Source organism: Lancefieldella parvula DSM 20469 (assembly GCF_000024225.1).
Classification (GTDB): Bacteria; Actinomycetota; Coriobacteriia; order Coriobacteriales; family Atopobiaceae; genus Lancefieldella; species Lancefieldella parvula.
Map to the genome: position 1 here is coordinate 390,894 of NC_013203.1, position 16,409 is coordinate 407,302.

Annotated in this window: 12 protein-coding genes and 1 tRNA gene; 3 read left to right on the forward strand and 10 right to left on the reverse strand. The window is 47.9% G+C overall.

Features of this window, described 5'->3' with window-relative positions:
• Positions 1-67 precede the first annotated feature (67 nt).
• From APAR_RS01765 to galE, 6 genes are all read right to left on the reverse strand, one after another.
• The gene (locus APAR_RS01765; protein ID WP_012808431.1) at positions 68-1,063 is read right to left on the reverse strand and encodes a ribose-phosphate diphosphokinase; all 996 of its coding nucleotides are present in this window, start codon (positions 1,061-1,063) and stop codon (positions 68-70) included.
• A complete protein-coding gene (gene glmU / locus APAR_RS01770; RefSeq protein WP_012808432.1) occupies positions 1,064-2,452 on the reverse strand; it encodes a bifunctional UDP-N-acetylglucosamine diphosphorylase/glucosamine-1-phosphate N-acetyltransferase GlmU in 1,389 nt (462 codons plus the stop codon).
• 69 nt (positions 2,453-2,521) lie between these two features.
• A tRNA-Gln gene (locus APAR_RS01775) sits at positions 2,522-2,596 on the reverse strand.
• A gap of 44 nt (positions 2,597-2,640) precedes the next feature.
• Entirely contained in the window at positions 2,641-3,570 is a 930-nt protein-coding gene (locus APAR_RS01780) for a peptidoglycan-binding domain-containing protein (RefSeq protein WP_012808433.1), read from the reverse strand.
• 2 nt (positions 3,571-3,572) lie between these two features.
• A complete protein-coding gene (locus APAR_RS01785; RefSeq protein WP_012808434.1) occupies positions 3,573-4,616 on the reverse strand; it encodes a polyprenyl synthetase family protein in 1,044 nt (347 codons plus the stop codon).
• A 7-nt stretch (positions 4,617-4,623) separates the two neighbouring features.
• Entirely contained in the window at positions 4,624-5,679 is a 1,056-nt protein-coding gene (gene galE / locus APAR_RS01790; protein ID WP_012808435.1) for a UDP-glucose 4-epimerase GalE, read from the reverse strand.
• Positions 5,680-6,600: 921 nt separating this feature from the next.
• On the opposite strand from galE, the gene APAR_RS01795 reads away from it, so the two are divergent.
• From APAR_RS01795 to APAR_RS01805, 3 genes are read left to right on the forward strand one after another with little or no spacing between them, the layout of a single operon-like run.
• Positions 6,601-6,912 (forward strand): BtrH N-terminal domain-containing protein, encoded by a 312-nt coding sequence (locus APAR_RS01795; protein ID WP_012808436.1) that lies wholly within the window; start codon positions 6,601-6,603, stop codon positions 6,910-6,912.
• A gap of 20 nt (positions 6,913-6,932) precedes the next feature.
• Positions 6,933-7,628: an ABC transporter ATP-binding protein gene (locus APAR_RS01800; protein WP_012808437.1), complete on the forward strand. Its 696-nt coding sequence runs from the start codon at positions 6,933-6,935 to the stop codon at positions 7,626-7,628.
• Positions 7,629-7,640: 12 nt separating this feature from the next.
• On the forward strand, positions 7,641-8,843 hold the full coding sequence (locus tag APAR_RS01805; RefSeq protein WP_012808438.1) for an ABC transporter permease: 1,203 nt from the start codon (positions 7,641-7,643) through the stop codon (positions 8,841-8,843).
• A gap of 369 nt (positions 8,844-9,212) precedes the next feature.
• On the opposite strand, the gene APAR_RS01815 is transcribed toward APAR_RS01805, so the two are convergent.
• From APAR_RS01815 to APAR_RS01830, 4 genes are all read right to left on the reverse strand, one after another.
• Positions 9,213-12,968, reverse strand: a complete 3,756-nt coding sequence (locus APAR_RS01815; protein ID WP_012808440.1) for a phosphoribosylformylglycinamidine synthase — start codon at positions 12,966-12,968, stop codon at positions 9,213-9,215.
• Between the two features lie 185 nt (positions 12,969-13,153).
• Positions 13,154-13,948 carry an energy-coupling factor transporter transmembrane component T family protein gene (locus tag APAR_RS01820; RefSeq protein WP_012808441.1) on the reverse strand — a complete coding sequence of 265 codons (795 nt, stop codon included), beginning with the start codon at positions 13,946-13,948 and terminating at the stop codon, positions 13,154-13,156.
• Complete coding sequence (locus APAR_RS01825) at positions 13,938-15,824, reverse strand: ABC transporter ATP-binding protein (RefSeq protein ID WP_012808442.1); 1,887 nt, start codon at positions 15,822-15,824, stop codon at positions 13,938-13,940. Before APAR_RS01825 ends, APAR_RS01820 begins: the two co-directional genes overlap by 11 nt.
• Entirely contained in the window at positions 15,817-16,404 is a 588-nt protein-coding gene (locus APAR_RS01830) for an ECF transporter S component (protein WP_012808443.1), read from the reverse strand. The genes APAR_RS01825 and APAR_RS01830 overlap by 8 nt, the downstream gene beginning before the upstream one ends.
• Positions 16,405-16,409: the final 5 nt, after the last annotated feature.

Genomic DNA, 16,409 nt, shown 5'->3' on the forward strand with positions numbered 1-16,409 from the left:
AAAATTTTATAGATGAAGTTCTCATCGTAAAAGCATACTACGAGGATTAGTCTTTGTAAGAAATGCTCTATAGGTTGAAATCGCCACCAAAGATGTCAGAGACAGGTCTATCGGTGTAGACAGCATAGATTGCCTCGGCAAGCTCGTTTGCAATGGTGATTGTCTTGATCTTGGAGCCTTTCTGGTTTGCTGCTGGACAAGGAATTGCATCAGTAACAATGCACTCCTCGATAGGAGCATTATTGAGACGCTCAATTGCAGGACCAGAGAAGACACCGTGAGTAGCGCAGACATAAATGTCGCCAGCGCCCATTTCCTTTAGCTTTACAACAGATGCGCAAAGGGTGCCTGCGGTATCAATCATGTCATCATTAACAATGCAGGTTTTGCCTTTAATATCACCGATAATGCCCATAACAGCACTCTCGTTGTGGCGTGGACGGCTTTTATGTGCAATAGCAAGTCCGCAATCAAGATAGTCAGAGAGTTTTTTGGCTGCTTTTGCACGACCCATGTCAGGGGAAACAACAACGGTATTCTCCCAGTCAAGTGATTTGCTCTTAAAGTAATCACCCAAAAGATATAGGGCGGTTAGGTGAGAAACGGGGATGTCAAAGAAGCCTTGAATCTGACCTTGGTGAAGATCAAGAGTAATGACACGATCAACACCAGCATTTTCAAGTAAGTTTGCCATAAGACGAGCAGTAATAGGCTCACGTGCAGCAGCTTTACGGTCCTGACGAGCGTATGCGTAGTGAGGGATAACTACAGTAAAGCTGTTAGCAGATGCGCGCTTTGCAGCGTCAGCAACAATCAGCGTTTCCATAACTAGGTCGTTGACGTTGACACCCGCCAAAGACTGAATGAAGAAAACCTCATCGCCGCGGACAGATTCATCAAAGCGAGCGTAGATTTCTCCGTTAGCAAACTTCTCAAGAAGAAGGCCTTGTAGCTCTAGGTGAAGAATGTCTGCAACCTTACGAGCCAGTTCAGGATTACCTGTACCGGTATAGAGCTTGATATTTCTAGCAACTAACAGTGGTTCACTCAGGTTCTCGAACATCTAGTCCTCTTTCTCAAGCTTGTGACGCCTCTGAGCGGCGTATCCCTCAACAATTTTTTGCTCAGAGCGCTCGAGTGCAAGCGCATCTGCTGGTACATCCTTTGTAATGCACGAACTTGCCCCCACAAGTGCGCCATCACCAATTGAAACAGGTGCTACCATCATGGTATCGGATCCAACAAAGACGTTGTTGCCAATGTGGGTCTTAAACTTGTGGTAACCATCGTAATTGCACGTAATTGAGCCTGCACCAATATTGACGCCAGAGCCCATGGTAGTATCACCAATGTAAGAGAGGTGAGGAACCTTGGAGCCTTCGCCGATAGTTGAGTTTTTGATTTCAACATGTGTGCCGGCTTTAGCGTGGGGCATAAGGTGCGTACCTGGACGAAGATAAGCGCGAGGACCACAAGTGGCGTAATCGTCAACTTGTGCGTTAATGGCAACAGTTTCGTCGACAATAGCGTCGTTGCCAACGCAGGTATCGGTTAGACGAGTGTTAGGACCTATCACGCAATTCTCGCCAATTGAGGTTTTGCCATAGAGCATGGTCTGAGGGAGAACCTCGGTATCCATGCCAAGCGTGACCTCGGGGCCAATCCAAACCGAGGTTGGATCCAGCATGGTGACGCCTTGGCTCATCCAGTGCTCGTTGATGCGCTCCTGCATGATACGGGTAGCAACAGCAAGCTCGGAGCGGGAGTTGACTCCCAGCGCTTCTTTGTAGTCGTCAACGTGGACGGCAGCAACAGGCTCACCTTGGCTTACATAGAGGCCCACCATATCGGTGATGTAGTACTCGCCTTGGACGTTATCGTTGCCGAGAAGATCGATGTTTGCGGTCAGTCTTCCGCCACAGAAGCAGTACACACCAACGTTGCATTCACGTTCTTGTTCGCGTTGCTCTGGTGTAGCGTCTTTATGTTCAATAATGGCAGTTACCTGGCCGTTAGAAGAAATAACGCGACCATATCCAGTTGGATCTGGCGGCGTCATCGTAAGTACAGTACACGCGTTGTGATGAGCTTTAGTTTCTGCGACAAGGTCGAGAATAGACTGTGCGCGCAACAAAGATGCGTCACCATTAATGACAACAACGGGTCCCTTGAAGCCACCAAGAGCATCCTTTACAACCTTGACTGCGTGGCCAGTACCAAGACGCTCGGTCTGGGCAACATACTCAAGGTTAGGGAAGCAAGAAAGTGCAGATTTAACCTCGTCGGCGTGGTTACCAACAACTACAATGACGCGGTCAGCGCCAGCAGTAATTGCGGCGTTGACACTCCACCAAACAATAGGTTTATCTAGTAATTTGTGCACAATCTTAGGGTGGTGGGACTTCATGCGCGTTCCCTCGCCTGCGGCGAGGACAATCGCAGTAAGTGGCATACGTAAGCCTCCAAAGTACTTCGTATTATTTAATACGAATACGTCCCTACACAAAAGTTGCGTAAAAAATGGCTGGGGTAGTAGGATTCGAACCCACATTCCAGGCACCAAAAACCCGTGTCCTAACCGTTGGACGATACCCCAATGTAATCACTACGTTGGTTTTGTCCGCAACCCTATTAAGTGTATCAGCTTAGCGAGGCAAATGCTCCACAAATTGCATCAAGAACAAGAACTGCTAAAGTTTGTGCGTCTGCGGTAGTAAATGAACCGTCAACATTTGTTCCTTCTGGAAGCACAATCCTAATAGGAGCTCCTGTTGCATCTGCAGATTCAATAGCAGTGCGAAGTCTTGCGGGCAATGTCTCGTTTTCTTCCATAGAAACAGATCCAATGCCAATTTGTCCGCGAGCGGGTATGTTTGGCTTATCGTCTGTGGTAAGTACCAAAATGGTAGCAGCATCAGTGGGGGAATCGGCGCGATCAATCATGGTCATGCCGCTTGCCTCGGTAGTTGCCTTAGAAAGGTTATAGACGCGAGCAGCTACGTTTCTAGAGATAGGATCTTCTCCTGTAATAGCAATGCAGGTGGTCTCAAGAACATTGGCTGCGCGAGCAAAGCCCATAGGGCCCTGTGGATGTGGACCTTTTGCCTGCTTGCCCGACCAAACGTGGCGCAGACGCTCAATAGCATCGAGGGTGTCCTGGAATGCCATACCGTCTGCAAGCTCACCGACGCTCTCTTGAAAGAGCTTAACGGCAGCTTCGGTGTGAACACCATAGTGACCGTCAACTTTTCCGCACGAGAAACCCAAGATGTTGAGGCGTTCCTGCAGCTGACGCACATCATTGCCATGGAAGTTAGGAAGACGCAAGTAGAGAGTTCTATCGCCAAGTTCATAGCCCTCATCGACCATGATTGCCCAGGTAGAGGCATCTACTTCTTCACCAAGAGAAAGATCATGGTCAAGCCTAAAGCGGGCAACCGCACGAGCAGTAGATTTGTCAAACACGTGGTTCTGGCGCTCATCGTCTTCAATGGTGTAGCCAAGCTTTACAAGTCGTTCTTGAATGTCTTCAACGGCAGCACCGATGCTACCAGGAGTAATTGGATCCATAATTACCTTTCTCGGTTCACAAAGAAGTCTGCCATAGACAAAAGTGTGTCGCGAGCGTCTTCAGTAAGTATCACATTTTTAAGCACAAGCTTTGCTTCTTCAACTAAGGCAAGAGCGCGCGTGCGGACAAATTTTATCGCATTAACGCTTTCCATGAGTTCCACAGCATGCTGAAGCCTCAAAGTATCGGTAGTATGCGCAGAAAGTATGGAGACAAGCTCGGCCTTATCTGCTGAGCCAAGATGTTCAAGTGCGTAGACCACAGCAAGAGTGCGCTTGCCTTCAGTAATGTCCGACCTAAAGTCTTTACCTTGTTCCTTGGCGTCTCCTACCAGGTTGAGAAGATCGTCTTGTAGCTGAAAGGCAAGGCCAACCTTAAGGCCAAAATCTTTGAGTGCGTCAAGTGTTTTCTGGTCAGCGCCACCAATAAGTGCACCCAATACCAAGGGATATGCAGCAGAGTAATAGGCAGTCTTAGAGAGTGCCATAAAAAGATACTGGTCAGAGGTAACATCCCAGCGCTCGTTTTGAGCCCAGCCAAGGTCAAGTGCCTGGCCTTCAAGAGTATGCTCTTCCATGCTGAGAAGAGCGTCGATAACGCGAACTTTAATCTGGTCAGAGAGGTGGTCGGCTACGGTAACGCGTCTGACAACATTTACCAGGGCAGAATCACCAACATTAATGGCAAGTCCGGTGCCAAGTGTCTTGTAGAGGCATTTCTCGCCACGGCGCAGCTCTGATTTGTCTGCAATGTCATCGTGGATAAGAGCTGCCGACTGGAAGTCCTCGATGGCGCAGCCCACAGGCAGAGCAGCTTCTGCTGATCCGCCAACTGCCTCGGCGCCTAGGCAGCACAGAACCGGACGTACGCGCTTGCCGCCGCCTGCACTAAAGTGAGCGAGTGGCTGGTAGAGGTAGGTGTTCAAGTCCGCGTGGGTACGCTCTGAGCTGGCATTAGCCGGTGAGGTGGATGCCGCGGGAAGTCCGCGCATAATTTCCGCCTCAACAGCAGGGAGTTTTTGTTTGAGATAGTCGGCGAAGTTCACGGAAATCCTAGCCGCGATAGCCGTCTGGGTTCATTGACTGCCACTTCCAGGAGTCGCGGCACATGTCGGCAAGATTGTACTGAGCCTTCCAGCCAAGTACCTTAGCAGCCTTCTGGCAGTCGGCGTAGTTGGTTGCAACGTCACCTGCACGACGAGGCTCAATGACATAAGGAATCTCTTTGCCGCAAGCCTTTGAGAATGCCTTGATAACGTCAAGTACTGAGCTACCAGTGCCGGTACCCAGGTTGAAGACCTCAACGCCGGTACGGCCAGCCATCCACTTAAGTGCAGCAACGTGGCCGGAGCCAAGGTCACAGACGTGGATGTAGTCGCGAACGCCCGTGCCATCTGGAGTGTTGTAGTCGTCGCCAAAGACGTGAACTGCCTCGCGCTTGCCCACGGCAACCTGAGCCACGTAAGGGACTAGGTTATTTGGAATACCTGCAGGATCTTCTCCGATGAGGCCAGATTGGTGAGCGCCAATAGGATTGAAGTATCTGAGCAGAACAACGTTCCACTCTGGATCTGCAGTGTGAACGTCGGTGAGAATTTGCTCAATCATCCACTTGGTCCAGCCGTAAGGGTTGGTTGCGTTCTTCTTGGGACTTCGCTCGGTCAGAGGAAGACTATCTGGGTCTCCGTAGACAGTTGCAGAGCTCGAGAAAATAATTGACTTGCAGCCATGGTTCCTCATGACATCAAGAAGGGTGAGGGTGTTACCCAGGTTGTTTGTGTAGTACTCAATAGGCTTGGTAACAGACTCGCCAACAGCTTTGAAACCTGCAAAATGAATAACAAAATTAATAGGATGCTCGTCAAAGATACGGTTCAGTGCGTCTGCATTATTGACGTCTGCCTTATAGAACGAAAGACGCTTGGCGTTCTCTTCTCCCACAATGGTTTTGATGCGATCAATAACCTTTGCCGAGGCATTGGAGAGGTCATCAACAATTACAGCCTCGTAGCCGGAGTTGAGCAGTTCAACAACGGTATGGCTACCAATAAAGCCCGCACCACCAGTAACAAGTACGCAGCCATTTGATGAGGTAGACGTATCTGACATAACAATCCTTTCATGAACACTATGTGTCACAAGTATACGGCTTTTTTATGAAGCGATGCGCGTTGCAAGTGCACGGGTTTCTTGGCAGGCGGGTCAACCCCGTACGTCCTTCTCGCTAAGCACGCAGAAATGAAACGCGCGCCTAAAAAGTTCAAAGAATCTGTGTTTGAGACACCGATTCTTTAAGGAAATCAGGCAAATTCACAGATTCTTTGATGTTTTAAGGCAAAAGTTACAGATTCTTTGAGAAAACAGGCTCACTCCAGAAGCTCTCCGCCTCGTATTACCCACTTGGCGAGAAACCCTGTCCACTAGCGGCGCTTTCGCACAAGAAACCCGGCATCCACACGAAATGATTGCCTGGGTTTTGGATTAATCGATCCTAGGATATCTACGATTCGGGCTCGCACGGTCCCTCATAGATCCTTCTCTAAAAAATTGATCGAGACACTTTCTTTTCTAATGGGTTCTCATAAGCTCATCAATTATTTAATGGTGCTCAATTATTCTTTTTTCTTATAAGAAATATGATTAAAAGGAATAACTTATTTAATAGTTAAATATATTTTCATCTATAAAAAGTAAATATTTAGATATAAAAAATAATCATGCATGCTGTTTACTGATTGTTTTTAGAAAATGAATTTTACAATTTAGAAGTAGAGAAAGATGCGGCCTATTGTCATGATGCAGAAGGGGAGTCTTATGTCTAATTCAGAAGACGGACTGAAAGATATTTGCAGAATAATCAGATTGACACGAGTGAGCTTGAAGAGCTTGAAGAGATGATTGCTCCAACATTTGGATGTGGTTGTGGAGGAATTTGCTGGTAATTCTTTTTGAGATAGGAGTTCTTCCTGTCTTAGATCATGTGTTTTGACTAATTAAAGGCCTACATCTTCCTTTTCTTTGGAGAGTCTTATGGGATTAGGTGATTGTAATTTAGGAGCTGTATCATATCCCCTAAAAGATAAAGGATTAAACATTACTCCTGAAATGTGCTTTGGCATTGGGGAAGGTTATGGCTTTTCTTTCTGGGTTGAGAAAAGCAATCGGTTGCCCATAGTAGCCATAATGGGCAGAACAAGAAGTTGTGAAGAGGACCTATTTAGAAAATGTATTAGTACATTTTCTCTGTTTGATGCCCTGTTCCCTCAAGAAAGTGAAATTGAAAAAGAGATTGTTGCTCTTGGAAGAAGCTTTACAGGAAGCAAGAGTAGGGAGTCAAAGTAAATAAAGGGAGGTAAATTAACATGATACGGTTTGAGAATGTTTCAAAATCTTTTAAAGATGGCGATAAATATCACACAATTTTGAATCGTGCGTCTACGAGTTTTAACGATGGCCAGAAAAACTGTATTGTTGGACGTTCTGGTTTGGGAAAATCAACTGTTCTTAAATTAATCTCATCAATTGAGAATGCAGATGAGGGCTCAATTTATATAAATGATATTAATATTTCAACTGCCTCTCAAGAAGAGATTCGTAGCATTCGTCAGCATCTAATAGGCTACGTATTTCAATCATTTAACCTTATCAAGTCCTTAACCGTAGAAGAAAACATTTTGCTTCCGACATTTTTCCTTGAAAGTCCTAGCGATTTGTTTGACATCTCATATCTGTTAGATGTTTTGAATTTGCCTTCAAGCATACTAAAACAGGATGTCTCTACGATTAGTGGAGGCGAAAAACAGAGAGTAGCAATTGCTCGCGCTCTTATTAATAAGCCTAGAATTCTATTAGCAGATGAGCCGACAGGTAATCTTGATAGTAACAATGAGGAAAACGTTCTAAAGCTGTTTGACCGAATTACCAACGAGTTAGATATGACTTTGGTCATTGTGACCCATTCTTCAAAAGTAGCTGCAAATTGCGACTGTATAGTGACTATTGAAAATGGAGAGTTCCAGCAGGTAAAAGATACTTTTAGTCAAAATCAGTTTGTTTGATTGGAGATTGTAATGCATTCTTCAATGTATTTATTAGTCAAAAGAGCTTATTCAGCAAACAAAAAGAGAAATAGTTTGACGATTCTTGCTGTTGGGATTTCAGTATTTCTTCTAACTGCTATTTTGACTTTTTCGACATCGTTCTATCATAAGATGATAGAAGAGATGAGAGTAGCTGACGCAGACGTTGTAACAGTTGCTTTTGGAGCTGGCGACAACGCCTTAAACTATACGTATTTAAACCTTTACACCGATGATGATATAAAACTTATCAATCAGATTGATGGAGTGACTGACGTTACAGGAGTGAAGGGTTTAAATGTTTCAGCGGTTACTTATGATAACAATAAGAGAATACTTGCAAATTCACTTAGAGGAATTGATAGAAGCTATCTAGACAATTATAAAATTAGTTACACAGGTACATTCCCGGATAAGGATGATGAAATAATCATTGGCGCAAGGATTGCCGATGCCTCTGGTCTTCAAATAGGGGATAGTATTGATATTGATTTTGGCTCGCAAAGAAAAACATTTAAAATTGTTGGGATTTTAGATAAGCAAGAAGAACAGCTTTTCTCGACATTTCCTACCGAAATCAATCAACTAATTGCAACTTATTCAAACAGCTCTTTGTTTGAGACTTCAAATTACATTTATATATCTGCACGAGTTAAAGATCAGGATCAGTTGTCAGAAGTTTCTAAAAAGATTGTTGAAGCGATTAATACAGACTCTAACCTTACTGAAGCTTTAGAAAATACAGGGCTTCATCCACTTGTGGCAACAAGGCAAAATGTATTAGACATGCTTGATACTTGGTTCAGCTACATCCTACTGTTTGTCTATGTCGTCTCAGTTCTTCTTGGAATAATTTCAACTGTAAATATTTTTAATATTTTTGTTATCACCATCCAAGAGCAATTCAAAGATATTGCCGTTTATAAAATTGTCGGCGCTTCAATTAGACAAATCAGAAATATCTTTATCTATCAGAGCGTTTTTATTGGAACAATGGGTTCAGTTTTAGGAATTCTACTTGGCTATCTCTTATCAGCTATTGTTATTTTGCTGCTTCATTGGCCAATTAGGTTTGATGTCTATACCGTTCTTATTCCTTTTGCTATTGGAATGACTTCTCCTATTTGTGCTGGAGTTTGGTCATCTAAGAAATCTGAAAAAGTTGATATTAATATTTTAACAGGGAATCTATAGGTGGTCAGAATGTTACATACTCTAAAAACAGGACACATTTTTTTATTCGATAACGAAACTCTTTCTATCTATTCTCTTGATAAAGAGCAGGGGCAGCGTTTTTACGATATCGGCGATATTGAGCTGACTAAGGCTTTTCAAAAGAATAAGAGCGGGAATAAAAAAGTGAGCTTGTTGAGGATAATCAGATTGCCTCTAGGTTAGTATTGGTCATCACTTTTTCAGTAATCCATTAAGGGCTATGCAGATTTCTAATATTGAAAAAGAACTAGCTGAAAACTGCTAAGACAAAAAGAGTAATTTTTAAAAGGGTTCCACATTTGTTCGAAATGTGGAACCCTAACTTATCTTGTATTTCCTAAGATTAGCTTACTTGAAGTACTCGACGCCGCCCTCAATGAGAGGCTGGAACTGGTCGCCAGGGGTGAGCTCGGGGATGTTCTTGTAGAGGCCTGCGCCAGAGCGCTCCGTGTGACCCATCTTGCCCAAGATACGACCGTCGGGGCTGGTGATGCCCTCGATAGCCAGGACGGAGCCGTTAGGGTTAACGGAGAAGTCCATGCTTGGAGTACCTGTTGCGTCAACGTACTGCGTTGCAATCTGGCCGTTTGCCTTGAGCGTCTCAAGCAGCTCGTCGGAGGCAACAAAGCGGCCTTCTCCGTGGCTAATTGCAATGGTGTGAATGTCGCCAAGCGCGCATTTGGAGAGCCATGGGGACATCGTTGATGCAACGCTGGTGTGAACAAGCTGGCTCTGGTGACGGCCGATGGTGTTGAACGTTAGCGTTGGACAGGTGTCGTCCATAGGACGAATGTTGCCGTAAGGAACAAGGCCCAGCTTGATGAGTGCTTGGAAGCCATTGCAGATGCCCAGCATAAGTCCATCGCGCTGCTGTAGAAGGTCGCAAACAGCCTCGGTAACCTGAGGAGCACGGAAGAGAGCGCAGATGAACTTAGCAGATCCGTCTGGCTCGTCTCCGCCGGAGAAGCCGCCTGGAATCATGACAATCTGGCTCTTCTTGATAGACTCTGCCAGCGCATTTGCGGACTCAACAATGTCTTGAGGTGTCAGGTTGTTGATGACCAGCGTGGTTGGGTCAGCGCCCGCACGCTCAAAGGCACGCGCAACATCGTACTCGCAGTTGTTACCTGGGAATACGGGGATGATGACGCGTGGGCGAGCAGGTGCGATAAGGGTTGGACCAGCGTAGGAGTGTCGTGTGGATGCACCATCGAAGCTGATTTTCTCCACAGCCTCGTCGGAGCCTCCGCGGTAAGGGAAGACTTCCTCAAGTGGGCGCTCCCACGCTTCCTGAAGCTCGGAGAGATCGATTTTCTCGCCACATGCGCTGAAGGTGTACTCGGACGTGGTGGCGCCTAGCGGAGCTACGCACACGCCGTCGACGTCGTCAACGGATACGCCGTCTGCCAGCTCAACAATGAAGGCACCGTAAGTTGGCGAGAAGAGCGCGTTGGCAGAAATCTCTGGCACAAGCTCAACGCCCAGCTTGTTGCCCAGACAGCTCTTGAAGAGAGCCTCGGCTACGCCGCCGTAACCTGGTGTGGTGATGGCAAGCGCACTCTTGGACTGGACAAGAGTGCTGACCAGCTTGTATGCGGTAAGCAGGGACTCGTTGTTGGGGAGAAGACCGCTCTCGTCGTAGGACGGAACAATAGAGATAAGCCTATGACCTGCGCCCTTGAACTCGTTGGAGACAATCTTGTCTACTTTGGTAAGGCCGGTGGCAAACGAAACCAGTGTTGGTGGAACGTCCAAGTCCTCAAAGGTACCGGACATGGAATCCTTACCACCAACAGCCGCAAGACCAAGGTTGACCTGCGCCATCAGTGCGCCGAGCAGTGCTGAGGTAGGTTTGCCCCAACGGTTTGGATTCTGGCCAAGTTTCTCGAAGTACTCCTGGAAAGTGAGGTAGAGGTCCTGGTACTTAAAGCCGGTAGCAACCAACTTGGAGACGGACTCGACAACAGAGAGGTATGCACCGCGGAACTGGTCAGCCTCCATGAGGTAGGGGTTAAAGCCCCAGGCCATGCCCGAGACGGTGCTGGTTTGGCCCATAACAGGGAGCTTAGCCACCATAGAAAGGGCAGGGGTTAGCTGGCGAGCACCACCAAAGGGCATGAGGACAGTACCTGCGCCAATAGTGGAGTCAAAGCGCTCGGAGAGGCCCTTATTAGAGGCAACGTTTAAATCGCGTACCAGCGAGTGGAGTTTCTCGCCAAGGGTTGAGCCTGCCCAGGTGCGCTGGTAGACAAGAGGTTTGGCCAGGCGTACGGTGATTGATTTAGGCGCGCCGTTTGAGGCGAGAAATGCGCGGCTGATGTTGACAATCTTCTGACCGCGCCAACGCATGACTAAACGAGGGTCTTCAGTGACTGTTGCCACAATGGTTGCCTCGAGATTTTCTTCGCGGGCGTATGCGCAGAACTGCTCAACGTCTTTTGCCTCAAGCGCAACAGCCATGCGCTCCTGAGACTCGGAGATTGCCAGTTCAGTGCCGTCAAGACCGTCGTACTTTTTAGGAACAGCGTCCAGGTTAACGTCAAGGCCGTCGGCAAGCTCGCCAATAGCAACAGAAACGCCACCTGCACCAAAGTCATTGCAGCGCTTGATAAGCTTGCAAGCGTCTTCACGGCGGAAGAGACGCTGAAGCTTGCGCTCAACAGGGGCGTTACCCTTCTGAACCTCGGCGCCGTCGCGCTCAATAGAGCCTGCGTCGTGAGCCTTGGAAGAACCAGTTGCGCCGCCAATGCCATCGCGACCAGTGCGGCCGCCGAGAAGAACAATGACGTCGCCATCTTCTGGGCGTTCGCGACGGACGTGGCTTTGAGGAGTTGCGCCTACAACAGCACCAATCTCCATGCGTTTTGCAACGTAGCCTGGGTGGTAGAGCTCAGAAACTTGACCGGTAGCAAGGCCAATCTGGTTGCCGTAGCTGGAATAACCTGCAGCTGCCGTGCGTACGATGGTGCGCTGGGGAAGCTTTCCAGGAAGTGTCTGGAAAACAGGAACGGTTGGGTCTGCAGCACCAGTGACGCGCATTGCCTGGTAGACGTAGCTGCGGCCAGAAAGAGGGTCGCGGATAGCACCGCCGATGCAGGTTGCTGCGCCACCAAAAGGTTCAATTTCGGTTGGGTGGTTATGAGTCTCGTTCTTGAAGAGGAAGAGCCAGTCTTCGTCTTTGCCGTCAACGTCTACTTTGACCTTTACGGTACAAGCGTTAATCTCTTCTGACTCATCAAGATTGGTGAGGATACCCTTCTTGCGAAGGTACTTTGCACCAATAGTTGCCATATCCCAAAGAGACACGGCACGATCTTCTCGCCCAAGCTCTTTACGCATGGAGAGATACTTTTCAAACGCAGCCTTTACCAGGTCATCATCAATCTGTACGCCGGTAATTCCGGTGTTAAAAGTGGTGTGGCGGCAGTGGTCTGACCAGTAGGTATCAATGACGCGAATCTCGGTGATGGTTGGGTCTCGCTGCTCATCGGTGAAGTACTGTTGGCAGAAGGTGAGGTCAGCCAGGTCCATAGCAAGGCCGTGAGAAGAAATGAACTCTTTGAGACCGTCTTGGTCAAGGGCGTTAAAACCCTCAAGAACCTCTACGTCAGCAGGTTCTGGAATGGAAATCTTGAGAGTCTCGGGTAGCTCAAGGGATGCCTCGCGAGCCTCAACGGGGTTAATCAGGTAGTTCTTAATGGCGGCAACGTTTGCCTCAGTAAGGTTTCCGGTTAGCACATAAAGGCGAGCAGAGCGGACAAGAGGGCGTTCTCCCTGGCTGATGAGCTGTACGCATTCAGCAGCAGAGTCTGCGCGTTGGTCAAACTGTCCAGGCAAAAACTCAACAGCAAACGTATGAACAGCTGCACCTTCAGAAGAAAATTCTGGCATGGTACGGCTGGCAAAATCGGACTGTGGCTCAGAAAAAACGGTGGGGATGCAGGACTCAAAGAGCTCCTCTGAAATTCCTTCAACATCGTAGCGGTTGAACAGGTCAATGCGTTGTAACTCGGTAATACCAAGAAGATCTTTCACTTCTTTGAGCAGGGCTTTTGCCTCGCCCTCGAAACCTGGTTTTCTTTGGACGTAGACGCGCAGGACCATGGGGCCACCTTTCAATGCAAGCCATCAACGCTTTTACTGGCTTTATTGTACGTTACTTAGGTGGACAAATTGACGCTTGTCGAGAAAAGAAAAACGGGTTGTAACAGAGCGTTAAAAATACAGATTATTTAGTTAAAAGTTTTACGCCAGCATGATTTGCGTCGGCAAGTTTACGTCGGAACGTTTTATGCCAGAACAAAGACAAGGGCGATAAAACAGGCAGTTACTCCCAAGGCAATTGCCTCGCGAGCGCCAAAGGTTGGTTGATGCCAACGTGTGCGAGAAGCCCCTGCTACATAGTGACGAGCATCAAGTGCCTTGGAGAGATTGTTGGCGTGTCTGAGTGAACTTGCCAAAAGTGCCACCACAATAGAGAGAGTAGCGCGAAGTCTTTTAGGAAGCGAGCCTGAAACTACGTCTCCTGCGCGAGCGGTTTGAGCCTCGGAAATAGACACGGCGTCGCCTGCAAGCGTTGGAATAAAACGCAGCATAAGCGAGAAAACCATGGCAATTTCTTTACCAGGCAAGCCAATTTTTGAGAGCGGTGCGCAAGCTGCTTCAAAGGCATTGCCCAGATCAGTTTGAGTTGTGGTAAGCAGAAGCAATGCACCAATTAAAATTGCAGATAAAATGCGCATAGGGTAGAGAAAGGCGCTCCATGCTCCCACATCGGTGATAGTGAAGATTGACCAGGAAACAAGTACTGTTCCTTCTCGCGTAAGCAACAGGTCAAAGAGTGAGAGGAAGATTAAAAGCCAGGCAATCGGGATGATTGACATGAGTACTTGTTTGACGGGGATTTTTGCTATGACAAGCAGGCAGAGTGCGCCTACTACAAGCAGCGCGAGCTGTGGTGCAGTGCGGATAAAAAACGTTGTGAGCATCAGTAGGAGCGCAGCCAGACATTTAACGTTGGGGTTAAGCCTGTGGATGGGCGAGTTTGCATGGTAATACTGGCCGACAGAAATTTTAAGCGCCATGATTCTGACCTCCTTGTGTGAGGTCGCTGACCTGTGCGGCACCAGGGGTGGTCATCACCACATCCAACAGCGAATCTGCCAGCTCAGATAGGGTCAAAGGTTCCCCCAGGTTGATTCCCGTAGCTCGTGACAGACGTTGTGCCCACGCAAGTGCATGAGGAATGCCCAGTCCAAGCTTCTGGAATTCTGCCTCTGAGAAATGAGTAAATGTTTGTTGCGGTGAGCCAGAAAAAATCAGGTCACCCTCATGGAGCACGATAATCTGGTCAGTTTCTGCCGCATCCTCCATCGAGTGTGTCAATTCAATAACAGTGCAGCCATCCTTAAGAACAGCGTTAATAATTTTTCTGAGCTTAGAGCGATAGTAGGGATCAAGTCCGTTGGTAGGCTCATCGAGTACAAGCACCTGTGGCTGCATGGCAATAACGCCCGCAAGTGCGCAAAGTCTTTGCTGACCACCAGAAAGCTCAAAAGGGGATGCGTCTGCCTTGCGGGAAAGTCCGACAAGTTCCAGAGCAGCATTCACAGCGCTTGTTACATCGCAGGCAGAAAAGCCCAGGTTAGTGGGGCCAAACGCAACGTCTTCGGCGACCGTTTGCGCGAAAAGCTGGCGTTCTGGTCGCTGCATGACGTAACCAACAATGCCGTGGAGTTTTCTGCGATTTTGCTTCTGTCGAGTATCCAAACCAGTTACGCAAAGGCTGCCGGTGTCAGGTGTATCAAGTGCGCAAATCAAACGCGCCAGGGTAGACTTGCCGGAACCAGTGGAGCCGATAACAGCAACATGCGAGCCTTTTTGCACGTCAACCGAGATGTTTTTGAGCACAGGTTTCTGGTACGAGAACGTCACGTTCCGCACGGAAACCGCCGCTGGCTCGGATGCGCTATCAGTCGCAGTGATGCCGTTGTTCGTGTTGCAACCTGCAGCCGCGCCGTTGCAGTTCTCAGCCATATCTCCGCCCTGCGTCGCCGTGGCGAGAAGCCCTGTCAGCTCGTTGAGAACACGCTCAGCCGAAGGGGATTTGCACACGACAACTCCGCGGTTGTTGAGCGCGTGAGCAACCTGATAGGCAAACGGTTCTTCAAGATGTAGACATTCAACTAGTTCGTGCTGGTCAAAGAGGGCTTCGGGTGTTCCCTCAAACGCAATGCGGCCGTCGTCCAAGGCAATAACGTGATCAGCAGAAACCACTTCGTCCATGAAATGCGTTATATGAACGATAGTCTTTCCAGCTGCACGAAGTTTCTTGACAAGACCCATGACATTATTTCTATGAACAACGTCAAGAGCTGCGGAAGGTTCATCAAGAATTAGAATCTGGGGTTTCATGACCAGCGTACCCGAGATGGCTACACGCTGTTGCTGGCCACCCGAGAGCTTTTGCGGATTTTCAGACGAAAATTTGGTAAGAGAACCAAGCTTAATCTGCTCTTCTACCAGTTGCGTTATGTGGCCACTGGGAACCTGAAGGTTTTCCAGACCAAAAGCAATATCGTCTGCGACCACGCTGCAAATAATCTGATCCTCAGGATTTTGGAAGACCAAACCAAGCTGTGGACGAATGGTTTTGTACGACTCAAAGTCAACCTGGCCATCGTTAACAACGGTTGTTCCCAAAAAGGTAACAGTTCCTTCATCGGGAGCGGTAAGGCCAGAGAGAATCGAGGCAACAGTTGACTTGCCTGAACCATTTGCACCAACAATACAGGTACGTTTACCCGCGGGAATAGAGAACGAGACATGATCTAAGGCAACTACGCCCTTTGCGTGCACAAAGGTCACGTCCGAAAGCGTTGCAGCTACAGGGAGGTCCTGAACTTGTGCGGCGCTTTCAGACGTGTGTGTATCTGGGGAGTTGTCGAGCAGATTACTCACCGTTTTTGATGCTCTCAAAAAGTGAAGTAGCCGAGCGTATGATAACAACAAAAATAATGCTGTTGATAGCAACCTTTACCACGTTGAAGGGGAGAAGAGCGGGGACAATCAGTCCGCTTACTGCCTCTACGCTCATGCCGGTGTAGATTGGAGTAACTAAAAGGTTGCCAAGAATGCAAGCAATAACACTGACAACACTACCCACAATTAGGGCAAGTACCAGCTGTTTGATTTTCTCGGAACGATTGTACACAATCAAGGAAATAGGCAAAACGTAGGTAAGTGTTGCCAAGATTGCCATGATAGTGCCGTAAATTCCGGACTCTGTAGCGAGGTGCAGAAGGTAAGGAAGTACGGAAACAATTGCGCCTGCAGCGGGTCCAAAGGCCACGCCAGCAAGCAGAGCAAAGACGCCCGACGGATCGTACTTTAAAAATGTTACACCTGGAATTAAGGGGAACTGAAGAACCATAGTGCTAATTGCAGCAGCAGCACAAAGCATGGCGAGAATAGCGATTCTCTTGGTAGACCAACCGTTAGAAGATACGGTTGTTGCGTGAGTTGAATGGGACGATGTCATAAAAA

Coding starts and splice junctions, on each gene's coding strand:
- APAR_RS01765 (WP_012808431.1), bottom strand. CDS start 1,063: ATGTTCGAGAACCTGAGTGAACCACTGTTAGTTGCTAGAAATATCAAG.
- glmU (WP_012808432.1), bottom strand. CDS start 2,452: ATGCCACTTACTGCGATTGTCCTCGCCGCAGGCGAGGGAACGCGCATG.
- APAR_RS01780 (WP_012808433.1), bottom strand. CDS start 3,570: ATGGATCCAATTACTCCTGGTAGCATCGGTGCTGCCGTTGAAGACATT.
- galE (WP_012808435.1), bottom strand. CDS start 5,679: ATGTCAGATACGTCTACCTCATCAAATGGCTGCGTACTTGTTACTGGT.
- APAR_RS01795 (WP_012808436.1), top strand. CDS start 6,601: ATGGGATTAGGTGATTGTAATTTAGGAGCTGTATCATATCCCCTAAAA.
- APAR_RS01800 (WP_012808437.1), top strand. CDS start 6,933: ATGATACGGTTTGAGAATGTTTCAAAATCTTTTAAAGATGGCGATAAA.
- APAR_RS01805 (WP_012808438.1), top strand. CDS start 7,641: ATGCATTCTTCAATGTATTTATTAGTCAAAAGAGCTTATTCAGCAAAC.
- APAR_RS01815 (WP_012808440.1), bottom strand. CDS start 12,968: ATGGTCCTGCGCGTCTACGTCCAAAGAAAACCAGGTTTCGAGGGCGAG.
- APAR_RS01820 (WP_012808441.1), bottom strand. CDS start 13,948: ATGGCGCTTAAAATTTCTGTCGGCCAGTATTACCATGCAAACTCGCCC.
- APAR_RS01830 (WP_012808443.1), bottom strand. CDS start 16,404: ATGACATCGTCCCATTCAACTCACGCAACAACCGTATCTTCTAACGGT.